At 64.9% G+C, this 19,350-nt stretch carries 32 protein-coding genes; all 32 read left to right on the top strand.

Translation table 11 applies throughout. The features are described from left to right. Positions 1 to 70 precede the first annotated feature (70 nt). On the top strand, positions 71 to 2,173 hold the full coding sequence (fusA, locus tag JI742_RS00885) for an elongation factor G (RefSeq protein ID WP_201823092.1): 2,103 nt from the start codon (positions 71 to 73) through the stop codon (positions 2,171 to 2,173). Positions 2,174 to 2,326: 153 nt separating this feature from the next. Beyond that, positions 2,327 to 3,517: an elongation factor Tu gene (gene tuf / locus JI742_RS00880; RefSeq protein ID WP_201823089.1), complete on the top strand. Its 1,191-nt coding sequence runs from the start codon at positions 2,327 to 2,329 to the stop codon at positions 3,515 to 3,517. A gap of 70 nt (positions 3,518 to 3,587) precedes the next feature. Next, positions 3,588 to 3,899, top strand: a complete 312-nt coding sequence (gene rpsJ / locus JI742_RS00875) for a 30S ribosomal protein S10 (protein ID WP_110401797.1) — start codon at positions 3,588 to 3,590, stop codon at positions 3,897 to 3,899. A 224-nt stretch (positions 3,900 to 4,123) separates the two neighbouring features. Next, positions 4,124 to 4,804: a 50S ribosomal protein L3 gene (gene rplC / locus JI742_RS00870; protein ID WP_201823086.1), complete on the top strand. Its 681-nt coding sequence runs from the start codon at positions 4,124 to 4,126 to the stop codon at positions 4,802 to 4,804. Continuing rightward, positions 4,804 to 5,424: a 50S ribosomal protein L4 gene (gene rplD, locus JI742_RS00865; RefSeq protein WP_201823085.1), complete on the top strand. Its 621-nt coding sequence runs from the start codon at positions 4,804 to 4,806 to the stop codon at positions 5,422 to 5,424. The genes rplC and rplD overlap by 1 nt, the downstream gene beginning before the upstream one ends. Beyond that, positions 5,421 to 5,735, top strand: a complete 315-nt coding sequence (gene rplW / locus JI742_RS00860; protein WP_201823084.1) for a 50S ribosomal protein L23 — start codon at positions 5,421 to 5,423, stop codon at positions 5,733 to 5,735. The genes rplD and rplW overlap by 4 nt, the downstream gene beginning before the upstream one ends. Continuing rightward, the gene (rplB, locus tag JI742_RS00855; protein ID WP_201823083.1) at positions 5,735 to 6,559 is read left to right on the top strand and encodes a 50S ribosomal protein L2; all 825 of its coding nucleotides are present in this window, start codon (positions 5,735 to 5,737) and stop codon (positions 6,557 to 6,559) included. The genes rplW and rplB overlap by 1 nt, the downstream gene beginning before the upstream one ends. A 12-nt stretch (positions 6,560 to 6,571) precedes the next feature. After that, complete coding sequence (gene rpsS / locus JI742_RS00850) at positions 6,572 to 6,847, top strand: 30S ribosomal protein S19 (RefSeq protein WP_182665080.1); 276 nt, start codon at positions 6,572 to 6,574, stop codon at positions 6,845 to 6,847. 9 nt (positions 6,848 to 6,856) lie between these two features. After that, positions 6,857 to 7,186 (top strand): 50S ribosomal protein L22, encoded by a 330-nt coding sequence (gene rplV / locus JI742_RS00845; RefSeq protein ID WP_182665078.1) that lies wholly within the window; start codon positions 6,857 to 6,859, stop codon positions 7,184 to 7,186. 13 nt (positions 7,187 to 7,199) lie between these two features. Next, on the top strand, positions 7,200 to 8,093 hold the full coding sequence (rpsC, locus tag JI742_RS00840) for a 30S ribosomal protein S3 (RefSeq protein ID WP_201823082.1): 894 nt from the start codon (positions 7,200 to 7,202) through the stop codon (positions 8,091 to 8,093). Positions 8,094 to 8,096: 3 nt separating this feature from the next. After that, positions 8,097 to 8,513: a 50S ribosomal protein L16 gene (gene rplP, locus JI742_RS00835; protein ID WP_182665073.1), complete on the top strand. Its 417-nt coding sequence runs from the start codon at positions 8,097 to 8,099 to the stop codon at positions 8,511 to 8,513. Positions 8,514 to 8,530: 17 nt separating this feature from the next. Next, positions 8,531 to 8,731: a 50S ribosomal protein L29 gene (rpmC, locus tag JI742_RS00830; RefSeq protein ID WP_201823081.1), complete on the top strand. Its 201-nt coding sequence runs from the start codon at positions 8,531 to 8,533 to the stop codon at positions 8,729 to 8,731. Beyond that, positions 8,728 to 9,006 carry a 30S ribosomal protein S17 gene (gene rpsQ / locus JI742_RS00825; protein ID WP_201823079.1) on the top strand — a complete coding sequence of 93 codons (279 nt, stop codon included), beginning with the start codon at positions 8,728 to 8,730 and terminating at the stop codon, positions 9,004 to 9,006. The genes rpmC and rpsQ overlap by 4 nt, the downstream gene beginning before the upstream one ends. A 102-nt stretch (positions 9,007 to 9,108) precedes the next feature. After that, the gene (locus JI742_RS00820; RefSeq protein WP_201823077.1) at positions 9,109 to 9,618 is read left to right on the top strand and encodes a peroxiredoxin; all 510 of its coding nucleotides are present in this window, start codon (positions 9,109 to 9,111) and stop codon (positions 9,616 to 9,618) included. Positions 9,619 to 9,907: 289 nt separating this feature from the next. After that, positions 9,908 to 10,276, top strand: a complete 369-nt coding sequence (rplN, locus tag JI742_RS00815; protein ID WP_182665064.1) for a 50S ribosomal protein L14 — start codon at positions 9,908 to 9,910, stop codon at positions 10,274 to 10,276. Between the two features lie 26 nt (positions 10,277 to 10,302). Beyond that, positions 10,303 to 10,620, top strand: coding sequence for a 50S ribosomal protein L24 (gene rplX, locus JI742_RS00810; protein WP_201823075.1), 318 nt, complete (start codon positions 10,303 to 10,305; stop codon positions 10,618 to 10,620). Between the two features lie 10 nt (positions 10,621 to 10,630). Next, positions 10,631 to 11,170 (top strand): 50S ribosomal protein L5, encoded by a 540-nt coding sequence (rplE, locus tag JI742_RS00805; protein WP_201823074.1) that lies wholly within the window; start codon positions 10,631 to 10,633, stop codon positions 11,168 to 11,170. 10 nt (positions 11,171 to 11,180) lie between these two features. Then, positions 11,181 to 11,486: a 30S ribosomal protein S14 gene (gene rpsN, locus JI742_RS00800; protein ID WP_201823073.1), complete on the top strand. Its 306-nt coding sequence runs from the start codon at positions 11,181 to 11,183 to the stop codon at positions 11,484 to 11,486. A gap of 33 nt (positions 11,487 to 11,519) precedes the next feature. Beyond that, positions 11,520 to 11,915: a 30S ribosomal protein S8 gene (gene rpsH / locus JI742_RS00795; protein WP_182665056.1), complete on the top strand. Its 396-nt coding sequence runs from the start codon at positions 11,520 to 11,522 to the stop codon at positions 11,913 to 11,915. Between the two features lie 16 nt (positions 11,916 to 11,931). Further along, positions 11,932 to 12,465 carry a 50S ribosomal protein L6 gene (gene rplF, locus JI742_RS00790; protein WP_201823072.1) on the top strand — a complete coding sequence of 178 codons (534 nt, stop codon included), beginning with the start codon at positions 11,932 to 11,934 and terminating at the stop codon, positions 12,463 to 12,465. Between the two features lie 11 nt (positions 12,466 to 12,476). After that, positions 12,477 to 12,842: a 50S ribosomal protein L18 gene (gene rplR / locus JI742_RS00785; protein WP_201823071.1), complete on the top strand. Its 366-nt coding sequence runs from the start codon at positions 12,477 to 12,479 to the stop codon at positions 12,840 to 12,842. Positions 12,843 to 12,872: 30 nt separating this feature from the next. Further along, on the top strand, positions 12,873 to 13,391 hold the full coding sequence (gene rpsE / locus JI742_RS00780) for a 30S ribosomal protein S5 (RefSeq protein WP_201823069.1): 519 nt from the start codon (positions 12,873 to 12,875) through the stop codon (positions 13,389 to 13,391). A 20-nt stretch (positions 13,392 to 13,411) separates the two neighbouring features. Continuing rightward, positions 13,412 to 13,597 carry a 50S ribosomal protein L30 gene (rpmD, locus tag JI742_RS00775; RefSeq protein ID WP_182665050.1) on the top strand — a complete coding sequence of 62 codons (186 nt, stop codon included), beginning with the start codon at positions 13,412 to 13,414 and terminating at the stop codon, positions 13,595 to 13,597. A 21-nt stretch (positions 13,598 to 13,618) separates the two neighbouring features. Next, entirely contained in the window at positions 13,619 to 14,050 is a 432-nt protein-coding gene (gene rplO / locus JI742_RS00770; RefSeq protein ID WP_201823066.1) for a 50S ribosomal protein L15, read from the top strand. A gap of 40 nt (positions 14,051 to 14,090) precedes the next feature. Further along, positions 14,091 to 15,401, top strand: a complete 1,311-nt coding sequence (gene secY / locus JI742_RS00765; RefSeq protein ID WP_201823064.1) for a preprotein translocase subunit SecY — start codon at positions 14,091 to 14,093, stop codon at positions 15,399 to 15,401. Between the two features lie 19 nt (positions 15,402 to 15,420). Beyond that, complete coding sequence (infA, locus tag JI742_RS00760; RefSeq protein WP_201823061.1) at positions 15,421 to 15,639, top strand: translation initiation factor IF-1; 219 nt, start codon at positions 15,421 to 15,423, stop codon at positions 15,637 to 15,639. Positions 15,640 to 15,699: 60 nt separating this feature from the next. After that, positions 15,700 to 15,813, top strand: coding sequence for a 50S ribosomal protein L36 (rpmJ, locus tag JI742_RS00755; protein ID WP_182665043.1), 114 nt, complete (start codon positions 15,700 to 15,702; stop codon positions 15,811 to 15,813). Between the two features lie 86 nt (positions 15,814 to 15,899). Beyond that, a complete protein-coding gene (gene rpsM, locus JI742_RS00750) occupies positions 15,900 to 16,265 on the top strand; it encodes a 30S ribosomal protein S13 (RefSeq protein ID WP_201823060.1) in 366 nt (121 codons plus the stop codon). A 50-nt stretch (positions 16,266 to 16,315) separates the two neighbouring features. Continuing rightward, the gene (gene rpsK / locus JI742_RS00745) at positions 16,316 to 16,720 is read left to right on the top strand and encodes a 30S ribosomal protein S11 (RefSeq protein WP_201823057.1); all 405 of its coding nucleotides are present in this window, start codon (positions 16,316 to 16,318) and stop codon (positions 16,718 to 16,720) included. 190 nt (positions 16,721 to 16,910) lie between these two features. Beyond that, on the top strand, positions 16,911 to 17,534 hold the full coding sequence (rpsD, locus tag JI742_RS00740) for a 30S ribosomal protein S4 (RefSeq protein WP_201823055.1): 624 nt from the start codon (positions 16,911 to 16,913) through the stop codon (positions 17,532 to 17,534). Positions 17,535 to 17,688: 154 nt separating this feature from the next. Continuing rightward, entirely contained in the window at positions 17,689 to 18,708 is a 1,020-nt protein-coding gene (locus tag JI742_RS00735) for a DNA-directed RNA polymerase subunit alpha (RefSeq protein ID WP_201823054.1), read from the top strand. 103 nt (positions 18,709 to 18,811) lie between these two features. Then, positions 18,812 to 19,207 (top strand): 50S ribosomal protein L17, encoded by a 396-nt coding sequence (gene rplQ, locus JI742_RS00730; RefSeq protein ID WP_201823052.1) that lies wholly within the window; start codon positions 18,812 to 18,814, stop codon positions 19,205 to 19,207. Positions 19,208 to 19,350: the final 143 nt, after the last annotated feature.

Here is a 19,350-nt window from a genome sequence, read left to right as displayed (position 1 = left end):
CCCTGATGTCCCTGGCTGCCCTGGCCGATCCTGCGGATCGGTGGGGCGGCTTTCGTATTTGGAGCCCACCATGTCCCGCAAAACCCCCATCGAGCGCTACCGCAACATCGGTATCTCTGCGCACATCGATGCCGGCAAGACCACCACGACCGAGCGCATCCTGTTCTACACCGGCGTGAACCACAAGATCGGCGAAGTGCACGATGGCGCTGCGACGATGGACTGGATGGAGCAGGAGCAGGAGCGGGGCATCACCATCACCTCGGCGGCGACGACCTGCTTCTGGAAGGGCATGGACCTGTCCCTGCCCGAGCACCGGATCAACATCATCGACACCCCCGGACACGTGGACTTCACCATCGAAGTCGAACGCTCGATGCGCGTGCTCGATGGCGCCTGCATGGTCTATTGCGCCGTGGGTGGCGTGCAGCCGCAGTCGGAAACCGTCTGGCGCCAGGCCAACAAGTACAAGGTGCCGCGTCTGGCCTTCGTCAACAAGATGGACCGCACCGGCGCCAACTTCTTCAAGGTCGTCGACCAGATGAAGGCCCGCCTGAAGGCCAACCCCGTGCCCATCGTGATCCCGATCGGTGCCGAGGAAAACTTCAAGGGCGTCGTCGATCTGCTCAAGATGAAGGCCATCCTGTGGGATGAAGCCTCGCAGGGCATGAAGTTCAGCTACGAGGAGATCCCGGCGGATCTGGTCGAAGTCGCCCAGGAATGGCGCGAGAAGATGGTCGAGGCGGCAGCCGAGGCCAACGAAGAGCTGATGAACAAGTACCTGGAGACGGGCGAGCTGAGCGAGGACGAGATCAAGTCGGCCATCCGCACCCGCACCATCGCAGCCGAGATCCAGCCCATGTTCTGCGGCACCGCCTTCAAGAACAAGGGCGTGCAGCGCATGCTCGACGGCGTGATCGACTTCATGCCCTCGCCGATCGACATCCCGCCGGTGCCGGGCACCGACGAGGACGAGCAGCCGGTCGTGCGTCGTGCCGACGACGGCGAGAAGTTCGCGGCCCTGGCCTTCAAGCTGATGACCGACCCCTACGTCGGCCAGCTCACCTTCGTGCGGGTGTATTCGGGCGTGCTGCTCTCGGGCGCCACCGTCTACAACCCCATCAAGGGCAAGAAGGAGCGCATCGGCCGGATCCTGCAGATGCACGCCAACCAGCGTGAAGAGATCAAGGAAATTCTGGCCGGCGACATCGCCGCCTGCGTGGGCCTGAAGGACGTGACCACGGGCGAGACCCTGTGCGATCCGGACGCCATCATCACCCTGGAGAAGATGGTCTTCCCCGAGCCGGTGATCTCGCAGGCCGTCGAGCCCAAGACCAAGGCCGACCAGGAAAAGATGGGCATCGCCCTGTCGCGCCTGGCGGCGGAAGATCCGTCCTTCCGCGTGCGCACCGACGAAGAGTCCGGCCAGACCATCATCTCCGGCATGGGCGAGCTGCACCTGGAAATCATCGTCGACCGCATGAAGCGCGAGTTCGGCGTGGAAGCCAACGTCGGCAAGCCGCAGGTGGCCTACCGCGAGACCATCCGCAAGACCGCGACCGACGTCGAGGGCAAGTTCGTCCGCCAGTCGGGCGGCAAGGGCCAGTACGGTCACGTGGTCTTCACCGTCGAGCCGCAGGAGCCGGGCAAGGGCTTCACATTCGTTGACGCGATCAAGGGCGGCGTCGTGCCGCGCGAGTTCATTCCCGCGGTCGAGAAGGGCGTGATCGACACCCTGCCGAACGGCGTGCTGGCCGGCTTCCCGGTGGTGGACGTCAAGGTCACGCTGACCTTCGGTTCGTACCACGACGTGGACTCGAACGAAAACGCGTTCAAGATGGCTGCCTCGATGGGCTTCAAGGACGCCTGCCGCAAGGCCAGCCCGGTCATCCTGGAGCCGATGATGGCCGTGGAAGTCGAGACCCCGGAAGACTATGCCGGCAACGTGATGGGCGATCTGTCGTCCCGTCGCGGCATGGTCCAGGGCATGGACGACATGCCCGGCGGTGGCAAGGTCATCAAGGCCGAAGTTCCGCTGTCGGAAATGTTCGGCTACTCGACCACGCTGCGCTCGATGTCGCAGGGTCGCGCGACCTACACGATGGAATTCAAGCACTACAGCGAGGCGCCGAAGAATGTCGCCGACGCGATCATCACCGCGCGCGCCAAGTAAGCGAGACCTGGGGCTGCCGCGCGATGCGGCGGTCCCATCCCCTTCCCCGGTCTTCGTCCCGTCCGACCTCCCGCAGCCAGTGGCGAGAGGGTGTTCGGCGGGATGGAAACCTAAAACCCTGAGCACTGGCAGTGCTCTTTATCGGAGATTGAAATGGCAAAAGGCAAGTTTGAGCGCACCAAGCCGCACGTGAACGTGGGCACCATTGGTCACGTGGACCATGGCAAGACGACGCTGACGGCGGCGATCACGACCATCCTGGCGAGCAAGTTCGGCGGCGAGGCCAAGGCCTACGACCAGATCGACGCGGCGCCGGAAGAAAAGGCGCGCGGCATCACCATCAACACCGCGCACGTCGAGTACGAGACCGCCAACCGCCACTACGCGCACGTCGACTGCCCCGGGCACGCCGACTACGTGAAGAACATGATCACCGGTGCCGCCCAGATGGACGGCGCCATCCTGGTGTGCTCGGCCGCCGACGGCCCGATGCCCCAGACCCGCGAGCACATCCTGCTGGCCCGCCAGGTCGGCGTGCCCTACATCATCGTCTTCCTGAACAAGTGCGACATGGTCGACGACGCCGAGCTGCTTGAGCTCGTCGAGATGGAAGTGCGCGAACTGCTCAGCAAGTACGACTTCCCGGGCGACGACACCCCCATCGTCCACGGCAGCGCCAAGCTCGCCATCGAAGGCGACAAGGGCCCGCTGGGCGAGCAAGCCATCCTCAAGCTGGCCGACGCCCTGGACAGCTACATCCCCACGCCCGAGCGCGCGGTCGATGGCGCCTTCCTGATGCCCGTTGAAGACGTGTTCTCCATCTCCGGCCGCGGCACCGTCGTGACCGGTCGCGTCGAGCGCGGCATCGTCAAGGTCGGCGAGGAAATCGAAATCGTCGGCATCAAGGCCACGCAGAAGACCACCTGCACCGGCGTCGAAATGTTCCGCAAGCTGCTCGACCAAGGTCAAGCGGGCGACAACGTCGGCATCCTGCTGCGCGGCACCAAGCGCGAAGACGTCGAGCGCGGCCAAGTGCTGTGCAAGCCGGGCTCGATCAAGCCGCACACGCACTTCACCGCCGAGGTCTACGTGCTGAGCAAGGACGAAGGCGGCCGCCACACCCCCTTCTTCAACAACTACCGCCCGCAGTTCTACTTCCGCACGACGGACGTGACCGGCGCGGTGGAGCTGCCCAAGGACAAGGAAATGGTGATGCCCGGCGACAACGTCAGCATCACGGTCAAGCTGATCGCCCCGATCGCGATGGAAGAAGGCCTGCGCTTCGCCATCCGTGAAGGCGGCCGCACCGTCGGCGCGGGCGTCGTGGCCAAGATCATCGAGTAATGCATGACCTGCCGCCCGCCGCCCTGTGCGGGCCGGGCGGCCTCATCGCTCTTTTCAAGGAAGAAACGTCATGCAAAAACAGAAGATCCGCATCCGCCTGAAGGCCTTTGACTACAAGCTGATCGACCAGTCGGCCCAGGAGATCGTCGAGACCGCCAAGCGCACCGGCGCCATCGTCAAGGGCCCGGTGCCCCTGCCAACCCGCATGCAGCGCTTCGACATCCTGCGCTCGCCGCACGTCAACAAGACCAGCCGCGACCAGTTCGAGATCCGCACCCACCAGCGCCTGATGGACATCGTCGACCCGACCGACAAGACGGTCGACGCGCTGATGAAGCTCGACCTGCCCGCGGGCGTCGACGTCGAGATCAAGCTGCAGTAAGCCGCGGCCTCGCGGCCGCAGATTGCTGAGCGTGCCGCGAGTCGCTATACTCGCAAGCTTTTGCGCCAGCTGCCCCCGGGTGGCTGGCGTTCGCGCTCTTCCAGAGGCTGCGCGCCCCAGGTTCAGGCCGGGGGTGGGTTGAAGACGGGAAGCGCGGCATTCAAGCCCGGCCAATCGATGCCGGGTCGGTGAAACAAGGCCTCCCAACGAGGCTGGAGAACTTCATGACGACAGCCAATCCGGGCCATCGCCTCGGTTTGCTGGGCCGCAAGGTCGGCATGATGCGCATCTTCACGAGCGACGGCGATGCCGTGCCCGTGACGGTGCTCGATGTGTCGAACAACCGCGTGACCCAGGTCAAGACCGAACAGGTCGATGGCTACTCCGCGCTGCAGCTGACCTACGGTCAGCGCCGCGCGTCCCGCGTGACCAAGCCCGAAGCAGGTCACCTGGCCAAGGCCGGCGTGCAGGCCGGCGAGATCCTCAAGGAATTCCGCGTCCCCGCCGACGTCGCCGCTGGCTATGCCCCCGGCGCCGTGGTGCCCGCCAGCTTGTTTGCCGAAGGGCAGCAAGTCGACGTGCAGGGCACGTCGATCGGCAAAGGCTTTGCCGGCACGATCAAGCGCCACAACTTCGGTTCGCAGCGCGCTTCGCACGGCAACTCGCGTTCGCACAATGTCCCGGGCTCGATCTCGATGGCCCAGGACCCGGGCCGCGTCTTCCCGGGCAAGAAGATGACCGGCCACATGGGTGACGAGACTGTCACCACCCAGAACCTCGATGTCGTGCGCGTCGACGAGGCTCGCCAGCTCCTGCTGGTCAAGGGTGCGGTGCCGGGCGCCAAGGGTGGCTTCGTGACCGTGAGTCCGGCCGTCAAGGCCAAGCCCTCGAAGGGAGCCAACTGATGCAACTCGAGCTCCTGAACGAACAGGGCCAGGCCTCGGCCAAGGTTGACGCGCCGGACACCGTGTTCGGCCGCGACTTCAACGAAGCGCTGGTCCACCAGGTCGTCGTCGCCTACCAGGCCAACGCGCGTCAGGGCACCCGTGCCCAGAAGGACCGCGAGCAGGTCAAGCACTCGACGAAGAAGCCGTTCCGCCAGAAGGGCACCGGCCGCGCGCGCGCCGGCATGACCTCGTCCCCGCTGTGGCGTGGGGGCGGTCGCATCTTCCCGAACAGCCCGGACGAGAACTTCACCCAGAAGATCAACAAGAAGATGTACCGCGCCGGCATGGCGTCCATCTTCTCGCAGCTGGCCCGCGAAGGCCGTCTGGCCGTGATCGATTCGATCGCCGTCGACGCCCCGAAGACCAAGCTCCTGGCCGCCAAGCTCAAGGCGATGAACCTCGAGCATGTGCTGGTGATCGCCGACCAGATCGACGAGAACCTGTACCTCGCCTCGCGCAACCTGCCCAATGTGCTGGTTGTCGAGCCGCGCTACGCCGACCCGCTCTCGCTCGTCTTCTACAAGAAGGTGATCGTGACCAAGGGTGCGATCGAGCAGATCAAGGAGATGCTGGCATGAGCGCCGTCAAGTTCGATGAAGGCCGCCTGATGCAGATCCTGCTGGCGCCGATCGTCTCCGAAAAGGCCACCGCCGTGGCCGAGAAGCACAACCAGGTCCTGTTCAAGGTCCTGCGTGACGCGACCAAGCCCGAGATCAAGGCTGCGGTCGAGCTGCTTTTCAAGGTCGAGGTCGACAAGGTCTCGGTCGTCAACGTCAAGGGCAAGACCAAGCGTTTTGGGGGCCGCATTGGCCGCCGCGACCACGTGCGCAAGGCCTATGTGTGCCTGAAGCCGGGTCAGGAGCTCAACTTCTCCGGGGAGGCCGCGTAATGGCTGTCGTCAAGGTCAAGCCGACTTCGCCGGGCCGCCGTGCCGTGGTGAAGGTGGTTCACGCCCACCTGCACAAGGGCAAGCCGGAAGCTTCGCTGCTCGAGCCGCAGAAGCAGAATGCCGGTCGCAACAACAACGGTCACATCACGATGCGGCACAAGGGTGGTGGCCACAAGCACCACTACCGCGTCGTTGATTTCCGTCGCGTCAAGGACGGCATCCCGGCGAAGGTCGAGCGCATCGAGTACGACCCGAACCGCACCGCGCACATCGCGCTGGTGTGCTACGCGGACGGCGAGCGTCGCTACATCATCGCCCCGCGCAATGTCGAGGTCGGTGCCACCCTGCTGAGCGGCCCGGAAGCGCCGATCAAGCCGGGCAACACCCTGCCGATCCGCAACATCCCGGTGGGTTCGATCATCCACTGCGTCGAGATGCTGCCGGGCAAGGGCGCCCAGATCGCCCGCTCGGCCGGCGCTTCGGTCACGCTGATGGCGCGTGAAGGCACTTACGCTCAGATCCGTCTGCGCTCGGGTGAAGTCCGCCGCATCCACGTCGAGTGCCGCGCCACCATCGGCGAGGTCTCGAACGAAGAGCACAACCTGCGCCAGTACGGCAAGGCCGGTGCGATCCGCTGGAAGGGCATCCGCCCGACCGTTCGTGGCGTGGCCATGAACCCGGTGGACCACCCGCACGGTGGCGGCGAAGGCCGTACCGGCGAAGGCCAGGTGCCGGTGTCGCCTTGGAACACCCCGGCGAAGGGCTATCGCACCCGCAACAACAAGCGTACGCAGACGTTCATCGTCTCGCGTCGCAAGAAGTAAGGAGCGCACGACATGTCTCGCTCGCTGAAGAAGGGTCCCTTCGTGGACCACCACCTGATTGCCAAGGTCGAGAAGGCCGTCGCGATCAAGGACAAGAAGCCGATCAAGACCTGGTCGCGTCGCTCGACGATCCTGCCCGAGTTCATCGGGCTGACGATCGCCGTGCACAACGGCAAGCAGCACGTGCCGGTCTATGTGTCCGAACAGATGGTCGGTCACAAGCTCGGCGAGTTCGCCCTGACCCGCACGTTCAAGGGTCACCCGGCGGACAAGAAGGCCAAGAAGTAAGGAGTCGCGATGGAAACCCGAGCAAGCGTTCGCGGTGTGCGACTGTCGGTCGACAAGGGTCGACTGGTGGCCGATCTCATCCGCGGCAAGAAGGTCGATCAGGCCCTCAACATCCTGAACTTCACCCAGAAGAAGGCTGCCGGCATCATCAAGAAGGCTCTGGAGTCCGCGATCGCGAACGCCGAGCACAACGATGGCGCCGACATCGACGAACTGAAGGTCACCTCGATCTACGTGGAACAGGGCACGACGCTCAAGCGTTTCGAAGCCCGCGCGAAGGGTCGTGGCAACCGCATCAGCAAGCCGACCTGCCACATCTTCGTGACCGTCGGCAACTGAGGCAAGGAAGACCATGGGACAGAAGATTCATCCGGTTGGCTTCCGCCTGGCCGTCACGCGCAACTGGTCGTCGCGCTGGTACGCGTCGAACCGCAACTTCGCCACGATGCTGGCCGAGGACCTGCGCGTTCGCGAGTACCTCAAGGCGAAGCTGAAGAATGCCGCGGTCTCGCGCATCCTGATCGAGCGCCCCGCGAAGAATGCCCGCATCACGATCTACTCCGCCCGTCCGGGCGTGGTGATCGGCAAGAAGGGCGAGGACATCGAGAACCTCAAGGCCGAACTGACCCGTCGTCTCGGCGTGCCGGTCGCGGTCAACATCGAGGAAATCCGCAAGCCGGAAGTCGATGCCCAACTGATCGCCGACTCGATCACCCAGCAGCTCGAAAAGCGCATCATGTTCCGCCGCGCCATGAAGCGCGCGATGCAGAACGCGATGCGCCTGGGCGCCCAGGGCATCAAGATCATGAGCGCCGGTCGTCTGAACGGCATCGAAATCGCCCGCACCGAGTGGTATCGCGAAGGCCGCGTGCCGCTGCACACCCTGCGCGCCGACATCGACTACGGCACTTCGGAAGCCAAGACCACCTACGGCATCATCGGTGTCAAGGTCTGGGTCTACCGCGGTGACCGCCTGGCGAACGGCGAGGCGCCGACCCTCAAGGGTGGTGACGAACGCGAGGACGATCGCCGCAACCGTCGCGGCCCGCGCAACGACCGTCCGGGCGGCGACCGCCGTCCGTCGGGTCGTGGGGGTCCGGGCGGCCGTGGCCTGCGTGCCGAAGGCGCGCCGGTCGAGGGCAGCGACAAGCCGGCCGAGGCCGGTGCCGCCGACGCCAAGGGCGCGGTCAAGCGTGTGCGCAAGGTCGCCACGCCGGCCGCTGCCGGCGAGGCCAAAGGAGAGTAAACCATGCTGCAACCTGCACGCCGCAAGTTCCGCAAGGAACAGAAGGGCCGCAACACCGGGGTCGCCACCCGCGGAGCTTCCGTGGCTTTCGGCGATTTCGGTCTGAAGGCGACCGAGCGCGGCCGCATCACGGCCCGCCAGATCGAAGCCGCGCGTCGCGCGATCTCGCGTCACGTCAAGCGGGGTGGTCGGATTTTCATCCGCATCTTCCCCGACAAGCCGATCTCGCAGAAGCCGGCCGAAGTCCGCATGGGCAACGGCAAGGGCAACCCGGAGTACTACGTTGCGGAGATCACTCCGGGCAAGGTGCTCTACGAGATCAATGGCGTGCCCGAAGCCCTGGCCCGCGAAGCGTTCACGCTCGCGGCCGCCAAGCTGCCGCTGCGCTGCACCTTCGTGGCCCGCCACGTCGGCACCTGACGTTCTACGAGGTCCCCATGAACGCAACCGAACTCCGCGCCAAGGACGTGGCCGCCCTCGAGCAGGAAATCAAGTCCCTGCTCCAGGCCCACTTCAAGCTGCGCATGCAGAAGGGCACCCAGCAACTGGCCAACAACGCCAGCCTGGGCGACACCCGTCGCGCCATCGCCCGTGCCAAGACCATCCTGGCCGAGAAGAAGAAGGGAGCTGCCCAATGACGGAAGCCCAAACCGCGCCGGTGAAGAACACCCGCACCCTGGTCGGCCGTGTCGTCAGCGACCAGCGCGACAAGACGATCACCGTCCTGGTCGAGCGTCGCACCAAGCACGAGCTGTACGGCAAGATCGTGGCCCGTTCGCGCAAGTACCACGCGCATGACGAAGCCAACGTCTATCACATCGGTGATCTCGTCGAGATTGCCGAAGGCCGTCCGCTGTCCAAGACCAAGAACTGGGTCGTGACCCGCCTGGTCGAGAAGGCGCGTAGCGTCTGATCGACGGGCTCATGCCCTGAGTCAGCGACCGGCATGTCCGCAAGGGCTGCCGGTCGTTTTCATTTCGGCGCCGCGCCAGGCGCCTTGCCCGAGGAATTCATCATGCTCAAGATCGGAGACCGCCTCCCCGCGGCCACGCTGTACGAGTTCATCGAAATCGAGGGCGGCGGTTGCAGCCTGGGCCCGAATGCCTTCACGACCGAGGCGCTCAGCGCCGGCAAGACGCTGGCGGTCTTTGCGCTCCCTGGTGCCTTCACGCCTACTTGCTCGGCCCAACACGTGCCGGGCTATCTGGCTGCGGCCGAGGGCTTTCGCGCGGCTGGCGTTGACGAGATCCTTTGCATCTCGGTCAACGATGCCTTCGTCATGGGCGCCTGGGCGCGCGAGCAGGGCACCGCCGGCAAGCTGCGCATGCTGGGCGATGGCTCGGCCGAGTTCGCCCAGGCTACGGGCCTGACGCTGGACCTGACGGCCCGCGGGCTGGGCCTGCGTTCGCAGCGCTACTCGATGCTGGTGCGCGATGGCGTGGTGCTGAGCCTGAATGTCGAGGCCCCGGGCAAGTTCGAGGTGAGCGACGCCGCGACCTTGCTGGCCCAGGCCCGGGCCCTTTGAGAAACTTGGCGCACGACGTTTGACAGCGCAGTCGATCTCTCATAAACTGCGCGACTTCGCCGAAAATCTACCTGAAGCGGCCCCTGCCAAGTGGTTCACGAGAACCTCATGGTGCGCGCGGCGGCTGAACGATCCGGGTGGTGTGTGCGTCATGCAGCGCCGCCCGGTCTCGCAGGTGGCTTTTCGGTCTCGCCCTCCAGTGGTGGTGGCCGCAAGCCATACGCCCGACGGGGCCCAAGACTGACTGCATGCGCCACGACGGCGCCTGCGGGACAAGTTGGGGAATGACATGATCCAAATGCAATCGCGGCTCGACGTCGCGGACAACACGGGCGCGAAGAGCGTCATGTGCATCAAGGTGCTCGGCGGCTCCAAGCGCCGCTATGCGGGCATTGGCGATGTGATCAAGGTCTCCATCAAGGAGGCTGCACCGCGAGGCCGCGTCAAGAAGGGCGAGGTCTACAACGCCGTGGTCGTGCGCACCGCCAAGGGTGTGCGCCGCCAGGATGGCTCGCTGGTGAAGTTCGACGGCAATGCCGCCGTGCTGCTCAACGGCAAGCTCGAGCCCATCGGCACCCGCATCTTCGGCCCGGTCACGCGTGAACTGCGTACCGAGCGCTTCATGAAGATCGTCTCGCTCGCCCCGGAAGTGCTCTGAGGCGTCGGCCCTGCTAAGGACAGGTCATGAACAAGATTCGCAAGGGCGACCAAGTCGTCGTGATTGCCGGCCGCGACAAGGGCAAGCGTGGCACGGTGGCGCTCCGCGTCGATGACGATCACATCGTCGTCGATGGCGTGAACATCGCCAAGAAGCACGTCAAGCCCAACCCGCTCAAGGGCACGACCGGTGGCATCGTCGACAAGACCATGCCGATTCACCAGTCGAACGTGGCCATCTACAACCCCGCGACGGCCAAGGCCGACCGCGTGGGCATCAAGCTTCTGGAAGACGGCAAGAAAGTGCGCGTCTACAAGTCCAGCGGCGAAGAGATCAAGGCGTAAGGGGTCGAAGATGGCTCGTCTGCAACAGTTCTACCGCGAGAAGGTCGTTCCCGACCTCATCGCCAAGTTCGGCTACTCCTCCGTCATGCAGGTGCCGCGCTTCGAGAAGATCACGCTGAACATGGGCGTGAGCGAAGCGGTGTCCGACAAGAAGGTCATGGACCATGCCGTCGGCGACCTGACCAAGATCGCCGGTCAGAAGCCGGTGGTCACCAAGTCGAAGAAGGCCATTGCGGGTTTCAAGATCCGCGAGAACGTGCCGATCGGCTGCATGGTCACGCTGCGCGGCGCGCGGATGTTCGAGTTCCTGGATCGTTTCGTGACGATCGCCCTGCCCCGGGTGCGCGACTTCCGCGGCATCTCGGGCCGGTCCTTCGACGGTCGGGGCAACTACAACATCGGCGTGAAGGAGCAGATCATCTTCCCGGAAATCGAGTACGACAAGATCGACGCGCTCCGCGGGATGAACATCAGCATCACGACGACGGCTGGATCCGACGATGAGGCCAAGGCGCTTCTCTCGGCCTTCCGCTTCCCGTTCAAGAACTGAGGTAGGCCCCGTGGCAAAACTCTCGATCAAGCAGCGTGAGCTCAAGCGCGAGCAGCTCGTGGCCAAGTACGCCAAGAAGTACGCCGAATTGAAGGCCGTCATCAACGACGCCTCCAAGTCGGACGAAGAGCGTTACCTCGCCCGCCTGGCGCTCCAGAAGCTGCCGCGCAATGCGAATCCGACCCGTCTGCGCAATCGCTGCGAGCTGACCGGTCGTCCGCGCGGTACCTTCCGCACCTTCGGTCTCGGCCGCAACAAGATCCGCGAACTGGCCTTCAAAGGCGACATCCCTGGTGTCGTCAAGGCCAGCTGGTAAGCCGGCGCTCGGCCCAGGAAGAGGAGCAATCCCATGAGCATGAGTGATCCCATTGCGGACATGCTGACCCGCATCCGCAACGCACAGATGGTCGAGAAGGCCTCCGTGTCGATGCCTTCGTCGAAGCTGAAGGTCGCGATCGCCCAAGTCCTGAAGGACGAGGGCTACATCGACAGCTTCGTGGTCTCCGGCGAGGCGGCCAAGCCGCAGCTGCAGATCGCGCTGAAGTACTACGCCGGCCAGCCGGTGATTGAGCGCCTGGAGCGCGTGAGCCGTCCCGGCCTGCGCGTCTACAAGGGCCGCCATTCGATCCCCCAGGTGATGAACGGCCTGGGTGTTGCCATCGTCACCACGCCCAAGGGCGTGATGACCGACCGCAAGGCGCGCGCTGCCGGTATCGGCGGCGAAGTGCTCTGCTACGTCGCCTGACGCGGAGGAAGCAGCAATGTCTCGCGTTGGAAAGATGCCGGTCGCCATCCCGCAAGGTGTGGATGTCGCGATCACGGCCGAACAGATCAGCATCAAGGGCGCCCTGGGCACCCTCGCGATGCCGGTTCACCGCCTCGTCGCTGTCAGCAAGGACGGCGCGGCCATCAAGTTTGTCCCGCTGAATGAATCGGCCGAGGCGAATGCGATGAGCGGCACGCTGCGCGCCCTGACCGCCAACATGGTCAACGGCGTCAGCAAGGGCTTCGAGAAGAAGCTGACCCTGGTCGGCGTGGGCTTCCGCGCCCAGGCTCAGGGTCAGAAGCTCAACCTGCAGATCGGTTTCTCGCACCCGGTCGTCAAGGAAATGCCCGCCGGCATCACCGTGACGACCCCGTCGCAGACGGAAATCCTGATCAAGGGTGCCGACCGCCAGGTCGTCGGCCAGCTCGCTGCCGAAGTTCGCGCCTTCCGTCCGCCCGAGCCCTACAAGGGCAAGGGGATCCGCTACGCCGACGAGCGCGTGGTCTTGAAAGAGACCAAGAAGAAGTAAGGAGCCGCACGATGTTGAACAAAAAAGCGCAACGCCTGCGGCGTGCCCGCCAGACGCGAGTCCGCATCGCCCTTCAGGGCTCGGCCCGTCTGACGGTCTTCCGCTCCAACCTGCACATCTATGCGAGCGTGATCTCCGGCGACGGTCAGCGCGTGCTGGCCAGCGCCTCGACCGCCGAGAAGGAAGTGCGCGAGCAGCTCGGTGGCGCCGGCAAGGGTGGCAATGTGAGCGCCGCCGCTGCCGTCGGCGCCCGCATTGCCGAGAAGGCCAAGGCCGCCGGCATCGAGCGTGTCGCCTTCGACCGCGCAGGTTTCGCCTACCACGGCCGGGTCAAGGCCCTGGCCGAGGCGGCCCGCGAAGCCGGCCTCCAGTTCTGATCCGACGGCCCACAGGCGAAGGAAAGCAAGATGGCTAAGTTCCAAGCGCGCGTGAATGACGAAGCCCGTGATGACGGCATGCGCGAGAAGATGATCCAGGTCAACCGCGTGACCAAGGTGGTCAAGGGCGGCCGGATCATGGGCTTCGCAGCCCTCACCGTGGTCGGCGACGGCGATGGCAAGGTCGGCATGGGCAAGGGCAAGGCGCGTGAAGTGCCGGTCGCTGTCCAGAAGGCCATGGACCAGGCCCGCCGCAACATGATCAAGGTCAGCCTGCGCAACGGTTCCATCCACCACAACGTGATCGGCGAGCACGGCGCAGCCCGCGTTCTGCTGGCCCCGGCTGCGCCCGGTACCGGCGTGATTGCCGGCGGTCCGATGCGCGCAGTGTTCGAGGTGCTGGGCGTGACCGACGTGGTCGCCAAGAGCCATGGCTCGACCAACCCGTACAACATGGTGCGCGCGACCTTCGACGCGCTTGCCCGCTCGACGACCCCCTACGAGGTCGCTTCCAAGCGTGGCAAGTCGATCGAAGAGATCTTCAACTGAGCGCCCGAGCGGAGTCCGCGATGACCACCGACAAGAAGACCCTGACGGTCAAGCTCGTCAAGAGCCCGATCGGCACCCGTGTTGATCACCGTGCCACCGTGCGCGGCCTCGGCCTGCGTGGCGTCAACAGCACCCGCGTGCTGGAAGACACCCCCGCGGTGCGCGGCATGATCAACAAGATCAGCTACCTCGTGCAGGTGCTGTAAGGCAGCTGCCCGGAGCATTCCATGGAACTCAATTCGATCAAGCCGGCTTCCGGTGCCAAGCATGCCAAGCGCCGTGTCGGTCGTGGCATCGGCTCGGGCCTGGGCAAGACCTGCGGCCGCGGCCACAAGGGCCAGAAGTCGCGTGCGGGTGGCTACCACAAGGTTGGCTTCGAAGGCGGCCAGATGCCGCTGCAGCGCCGACTGCCCAAGCGCGGCTTCAAGTCGACGACACTGCGCTTCAATGCCGAGATCTCCCTGACCGATCTGCAGCGCCTTGGCGCGACGCAAGTCGACATGCTCACGCTCAAGGCCGCCGGCCTGGTGCCCGAGCTGGCGCGCGTGGTCAAGGTCATCAAGACGGGCGAGCTGAGCATGGCGGTCACGCTCAAGGGTGTGGGCGCGACCGCGGGTGCCAAGGCCTCGATCGAGGCGGCCGGCGGTTCGGTCGCTTGAGGCGTCACGATCCCTCGTTGACAACCTAACGGAACACCGCGTGGCCACGAACGCCCCCCAGCTCGCGAAGACCGGCAAGTTCGGCGACCTGCGTCGCCGGCTGGTCTTCCTGCTGCTCGCGCTGGTCGTCTACCGCATCGGGGCGCACATCCCCGTGCCGGGCATCGACCCCGACCAGCTCAAGCAGCTGTTCAACCAGCAGCAGGGCGGGATCCTGAACCTGTTCAACATGTTCTCGGGCGGGGCGCTGTCGCGCTTCACCGTCTTCGCGCTGGGCATCATGCCCTACATCTCGGCGTCGATCATCGTGCAGCTCATGACGCACGTGGTGCCGACGCTGGAGGCGCTGAAGAAAGAGGGCGAGGCCGGCAAGCGCAAGATCACCCAGTACACCCGTTACGGCACGCTGGGCCTTGCGATCTTCCAGGCTCTGGGCATTGCCGTGGCGCTTGAAGGTTCTGCGGGCTTGGTGATCTCTCCGGGCTTTGGCTTCCGCATGACCACCATGGTCAGCCTGGTGGCGGGCACCATGTTCCTGATGTGGTTGGGTGAGCAGATCACTGAGCGGGGCCTGGGCAACGGCATCTCGATCCTGATCTTCGCCGGCATTGCTGCGGGCTTGCCGAGCGCGCTGGGTGGGCTGTTCGAGCTGATCCGGACCGGGGCGATGAGCATCGTGATCGCGCTGCTGATCATCCTGCTGGTGGGCGCGGTCACCTACGCCGTGGTCTTCGTCGAGCGGGGTCAGCGCAAGATCCTGGTGAACTACGCCAAGCGCCAGGTCGGCAACAAGGTCTACGGGGGCCAGTCCTCGCACCTGCCGCTCAAGGTCAACATGGCGGGCGTGATCCCGCCGATCTTTGCCTCCTCGATCATCCTGCTGCCCGCGACCGCGGTGGGTTGGTTCGCCACCGGCGATGGCTTCCAGTGGCTGCGCGACCTGGCCTCGGCCCTGTCGCCGGGCCAGCCGATCTACGTGATGCTGTATGCCGCGGCCATCATTTTCTTCTGCTTCTTCTACACGGCCCTGGTATTCAACAGCCGCGAGACCGCAGACAACCTGAAGAAGAGCGGTGCCTTCATCCCGGGCATCCGGCCGGGTGACCAGACCGCGCGCTACATCGACAAGATCCTTTCGCGGTTGACCTTCGGCGGTGCGATCTACATCACCCTGGTCTGCCTGCTGCCCGAGTTCCTGATCCTGAAGTACAACGTTCCGTTCTACTTCGGCGGGACCTCCCTCTTGATCATCGTGGTCGTCACCATGGATTTCTGGGCCCAGGTCCAGTCCTATGTGATGTCCCAGCAGTACGAGTCCCTGTTGAAAAAGGCCAGCTTTAAGCCAGGCTGAGTTGCCGTTCGGAAGCTTCATGTCGAAAGACGACGCCATCCAGATGCAAGGGGAGGTGGTTGAGAACCTTCCGAACGCAACGTTTCGAGTGAAGCTGGAAAACGGGCACGTCGTCCTCGGTCACATTTCCGGCAGGATGCGCATGCACTACATCCGCATCCTGCCGGGCGACAAAGTCACCGTGGAGCTGACGCCCTACGATTTGAGTCGCGCTCGCATCGTCTTCCGGGCGAAGTGAGTCGCTTGTTCACACAAGCCTGTTCCCCGGAAGCGTAGGCACCAGGTCAAGGAGAAGACGATGAAGGTTTCGGCATCGGTCAAGAAGATGTGTCGCAATTGCAAGATCATCCGACGCCACGGCGTCGTGCGGGTGATCTGCACCGACCCCCGCCACAAGCAGCGGCAAGGCTGAACGCCGGCCGCCGACTGGCCTCCGACCCCGGTCGGTTCCCAGCTCGGGCTCGCGTGAGCACAAGCTAAAGAGATTCAGAGGACACCATGGCACGTATCGCCGGTATCAACATCCCGCCGCACAAGCACACCGAGATCGGTCTCACGTCGATCTACGGCGTGGGCCGCACCACGGCGCAGAAGATCTGCGCCAGTGCTGGCATCCCCTTCAGCAAGAAGATCAAGGACTTGACCGACAGCGATCTCGAGAAGATCCGCGAAGAAGTCGGCAAGCTGACGATCGAGGGCGACCTGCGCCGCGAGACCACGATCAACATCAAGCGACTGATGGATCTGGGTTGCTACCGGGGCTTCCGCCATCGCCGTGGCCTGCCCACGCGTGGCCAGCGCACCCGCACCAATGCCCGCACCCGCAAGGGTCCGCGCAAGGGCCCGCAAGCGCTGAAGAAGTGACCTGCCGTCGCTGATTCCGCGTCCACGCCCGAGTTCAAGAGAGAAACAGCATGGCCAAAGCACCCGTCAACAACGCTGCCGCCCGTGTCCGCAAGAAGGTTCGCAAGAACATTCCCGACGGCATCGCGCACGTTCACGCCTCGTTCAACAACACCATCATCACGATCACCGACCGTCAGGGCAATTCCCTGGCCTGGGCGTCGAGTGGTGGCCAGGGCTTCAAGGGCTCGCGCAAGTCGACCCCTTTCGCTGCGCAGGTTGCCGCTGAAGTGGCCGGTCGTGCCGCCCAGGAGCAGGGCATCAAGAACCTGGACGTCGAGATCAAGGGCCCCGGCCCGGGTCGCGAGTCTTCGGTGCGCGCGCTGGCTTCGCTCGGCATTCGCATCGCGTCGATCTCGGACGTGACGCCCGTGCCGCACAACGGCTGCCGCCCCCAGAAGCGTCGCCGCATCTGATCGATCTGCGGGTCGGGTCCCCTCAGGGGGATCTGTTCCCTACGCCGGCGCGCACTTCGGTGCGCGGCCGGCGGTTTGCTTGAAGTCGCAGGACTTCGTGAAGCCCACCGTCCGGAAGTGCTCTTGAGCCGCCGGACTCGCGCGATGAGCCGGCCCGGCCTTCGCGTCAGACCTCCAAGAAGGACGCACCGTGGCACGTTACCTCGGCCCCAAGGCCAAGCTTTCCCGCCGTGAAGGCACCGACCTGTTCCTGAAGAGCGCCCGCCGCCCGATCAGCGACAAGTCGAAGTTCGAGACCAAGCCCGGCCAGCACGGCCGCACCTCGGGTTCCCGCACCTCGGACTTCGGTCTGCAACTGCGCGAGAAGCAGAAGGTCAAGCGCATGTACGGCGTGCTGGAGCGCCAGTTCCGCCGCTACTTTGCCGAAGCCGAGCGCCGCAAGGGCAACACCGGCTCGAACCTGCTGACCCTGCTCGAGTCGCGTCTCGACAACGTCGTGTACCGCATGGGCTTCGGCTCGACCCGCGCGGAAGCTCGCCAGCTCGTGTCGCACAAGGCGATCACCGTCAACGGCTCCACCGTGAACATCCCGTCCTACCTGGTCAAGGTGGGCGACGTGATCGGCGTGCGCGAAAAGTCCAAGAAGCAGCTTCGCATCGTCGACGCGGTCAAGCTGGCCGAGTCGATCGGCATGCCCGGCTGGGTCCAGGTCGATGCGGCGAAGCTTGAAGGTGTGTTCAAGAAGACGCCCGACCGCGACGAGTTCGGTTCGGACATCAACGAGTCGCTGATCGTCGAGCTCTACTCGCGTTGATCCGCGCCCTGCGCTCCGCGACCGTCGCCTGCGGGCGACGTCGCGGAGCGCTTGGCCTATTCCGGTCCCGCAGGTGGAGCTCTTCGAGTTTCGGTGCGGGCGGTTCATCAGCCTTATCGGTGTAACGAGCCGAGGGTATTGACGGGAAGACCTGATGCAAACCAACTTGCTCAAGCCGAAAGCCATCAACGTCGAGAAGCTGCCCAGCAGCCCTGGCGTCGAACGCGCCAAGGTGACGCTCGAGCCTTTCGAGCGCGGCTACGGCCACACCCTGGGCAATGCCCTGCGCCGCGTGCTGCTGTCCTCGATGGTGGGCTACGCCCCGACCGAGGTCGTGATCGCCGGCGTGCTGCACGAGTACTCGGCCATCGATGGCGTGCAGGAAGACGTCGTCCACATCATGCTCAACCTCAAGGGCGTGGTGTTCAAGCTGCAAAGCCGTGACGAGGTCACGCTCGTGCTGCGCAAGGAGGGTGAGGGCGTCGTGACCGCCGCCGACATCCAGACGCCGCATGACGTCGAGATCATCAACCCGGGCCACGTGATCGCGCATCTGTCGGCCGGCGGCAAGCTCGACATGCAGATCAAGATCGAGAAGGGCCGGGGCTATGTGCCCGGCAACATGCGCCGCTATGGCGACGAGAGCAGCAAGTCGATCGGCCGTATCGTGCTGGACGCCTCCTTCTCGCCGGTTCGTCGCGTGAGCTATGCGGTCGAGAACGCCCGGGTCGAGCAGCGCACCGACCTCGACAAGCTGGTCATGGAAATCGAGACCAGCGGCGCCATCTCCCCCGAGGAAGCCGTGCGTGCCTCGGCCAAGATCCTGGTCGAACAGCTCGCTGTCTTCGCCCAACTGGAAGTGGATGTCGGCAAGATGTTCGAGACCGGCGGCGTCGCGCTCAGCGAAGCCCGCTCGGGCCCGGGCAATTTTGACCCGATCCTGCTGCGCCCGGTCGACGAGCTCGAACTGACCGTGCGATCGGCCAACTGCCTGAAGGCCGAGAACATCTACTACATCGGCGACCTGATCCAGCGCACCGAGACCGAGCTGCTGAAGACCCCCAACCTGGGTCGCAAGTCGCTCAACGAAATCAAGGAAGTGCTGGCCTCGCGTGGCTTGACCCTCGGCGCCCGTCTCGAGAACTGGCCGCCGCAAGGTCTGGACAAGCGCTGATCCTGGGCTGATCCCCTGTCCGGGGCCGCTTCGGCGGCCCGGTCCCCGCGCCCGTACCTGATCCGGCGGGCGCGTATTCAAAACCCTCAAAAGGACTTTCACCATGCGTCACGGTCACGGCCTTCGCAAGCTCAACCGCACCAGCAGCCACCGCCTCGCGATGCTGCGCAACATGGCCAACTCGCTGATCGAGCACGAGGCCATCAAGACCACGGTCCCCAAGGCCAAGGAACTGCGCCGCGTCGTCGAGCCGCTGATCACCCTGGCCAAGCAGCCGACCCTGGCCAACAAGCGCCTGGCGTTCGACCGCCTGCGCAATCGTGACAACGTGATCAAGCTCTTCGCCGAGCTGGGCCCGCGCTACCAGACCCGTCCGGGCGGCTACACCCGCATCCTGAAGATGGGCTTCCGCGTCGGCGACAACGCGCCGATGGCCTTCGTCGAGCTGGTCGATCGCCCGGCCGTCGACGCGGCGCCGGTCGAAGTGGCCGCCGCCTGAGCGATCCGTCGGCCGCTGCCCTCCGGCGCGGCTGACGACTCCGCTCACGCCCATCGGGCCGGCTTGTGCCGGCCTTTTTTCTTGGTGCGCCGAGCTGTCGTCGTTGACAGACGATGCAAGGTCAGAAGAGACAAGCCACGGCG

Source organism: Piscinibacter lacus, assembly GCF_016735685.1.
Lineage (GTDB): Bacteria > Pseudomonadota > Gammaproteobacteria > Burkholderiales > Burkholderiaceae_C > Aquariibacter > Aquariibacter lacus.
The sequence above is the reverse complement of the archived record's forward strand: the minus strand, read 5'-3'. Positions and strand labels throughout refer to the sequence as shown.

Bases quoted from the DNA above. Each gene is read 5' to 3' on its own strand.
- fusA (WP_201823092.1), top strand. From the start codon at position 71: ATGTCCCGCAAAACCCCCATCGAGCGCTACCGCAACATCGGTATCTCT.
- tuf (WP_201823089.1), top strand. From the start codon at position 2,327: ATGGCAAAAGGCAAGTTTGAGCGCACCAAGCCGCACGTGAACGTGGGC.
- rpsJ (WP_110401797.1), top strand. From the start codon at position 3,588: ATGCAAAAACAGAAGATCCGCATCCGCCTGAAGGCCTTTGACTACAAG.
- rplC (WP_201823086.1), top strand. From the start codon at position 4,124: ATGACGACAGCCAATCCGGGCCATCGCCTCGGTTTGCTGGGCCGCAAG.
- rplD (WP_201823085.1), top strand. From the start codon at position 4,804: ATGCAACTCGAGCTCCTGAACGAACAGGGCCAGGCCTCGGCCAAGGTT.
- rplW (WP_201823084.1), top strand. From the start codon at position 5,421: ATGAGCGCCGTCAAGTTCGATGAAGGCCGCCTGATGCAGATCCTGCTG.
- rplB (WP_201823083.1), top strand. From the start codon at position 5,735: ATGGCTGTCGTCAAGGTCAAGCCGACTTCGCCGGGCCGCCGTGCCGTG.
- rpsS (WP_182665080.1), top strand. From the start codon at position 6,572: ATGTCTCGCTCGCTGAAGAAGGGTCCCTTCGTGGACCACCACCTGATT.
- rplV (WP_182665078.1), top strand. From the start codon at position 6,857: ATGGAAACCCGAGCAAGCGTTCGCGGTGTGCGACTGTCGGTCGACAAG.
- rpsC (WP_201823082.1), top strand. From the start codon at position 7,200: ATGGGACAGAAGATTCATCCGGTTGGCTTCCGCCTGGCCGTCACGCGC.
- rplP (WP_182665073.1), top strand. From the start codon at position 8,097: ATGCTGCAACCTGCACGCCGCAAGTTCCGCAAGGAACAGAAGGGCCGC.
- rpmC (WP_201823081.1), top strand. From the start codon at position 8,531: ATGAACGCAACCGAACTCCGCGCCAAGGACGTGGCCGCCCTCGAGCAG.
- rpsQ (WP_201823079.1), top strand. From the start codon at position 8,728: ATGACGGAAGCCCAAACCGCGCCGGTGAAGAACACCCGCACCCTGGTC.
- JI742_RS00820 (WP_201823077.1), top strand. From the start codon at position 9,109: ATGCTCAAGATCGGAGACCGCCTCCCCGCGGCCACGCTGTACGAGTTC.
- rplN (WP_182665064.1), top strand. From the start codon at position 9,908: ATGATCCAAATGCAATCGCGGCTCGACGTCGCGGACAACACGGGCGCG.
- rplX (WP_201823075.1), top strand. From the start codon at position 10,303: ATGAACAAGATTCGCAAGGGCGACCAAGTCGTCGTGATTGCCGGCCGC.
- rplE (WP_201823074.1), top strand. From the start codon at position 10,631: ATGGCTCGTCTGCAACAGTTCTACCGCGAGAAGGTCGTTCCCGACCTC.
- rpsH (WP_182665056.1), top strand. From the start codon at position 11,520: ATGAGCATGAGTGATCCCATTGCGGACATGCTGACCCGCATCCGCAAC.
- rplF (WP_201823072.1), top strand. From the start codon at position 11,932: ATGTCTCGCGTTGGAAAGATGCCGGTCGCCATCCCGCAAGGTGTGGAT.
- rplR (WP_201823071.1), top strand. From the start codon at position 12,477: ATGTTGAACAAAAAAGCGCAACGCCTGCGGCGTGCCCGCCAGACGCGA.
- rpsE (WP_201823069.1), top strand. From the start codon at position 12,873: ATGGCTAAGTTCCAAGCGCGCGTGAATGACGAAGCCCGTGATGACGGC.
- rpmD (WP_182665050.1), top strand. From the start codon at position 13,412: ATGACCACCGACAAGAAGACCCTGACGGTCAAGCTCGTCAAGAGCCCG.
- rplO (WP_201823066.1), top strand. From the start codon at position 13,619: ATGGAACTCAATTCGATCAAGCCGGCTTCCGGTGCCAAGCATGCCAAG.
- infA (WP_201823061.1), top strand. From the start codon at position 15,421: ATGTCGAAAGACGACGCCATCCAGATGCAAGGGGAGGTGGTTGAGAAC.
- rpmJ (WP_182665043.1), top strand. From the start codon at position 15,700: ATGAAGGTTTCGGCATCGGTCAAGAAGATGTGTCGCAATTGCAAGATC.
- rpsM (WP_201823060.1), top strand. From the start codon at position 15,900: ATGGCACGTATCGCCGGTATCAACATCCCGCCGCACAAGCACACCGAG.
- rpsK (WP_201823057.1), top strand. From the start codon at position 16,316: ATGGCCAAAGCACCCGTCAACAACGCTGCCGCCCGTGTCCGCAAGAAG.
- JI742_RS00735 (WP_201823054.1), top strand. From the start codon at position 17,689: ATGCAAACCAACTTGCTCAAGCCGAAAGCCATCAACGTCGAGAAGCTG.
- rplQ (WP_201823052.1), top strand. From the start codon at position 18,812: ATGCGTCACGGTCACGGCCTTCGCAAGCTCAACCGCACCAGCAGCCAC.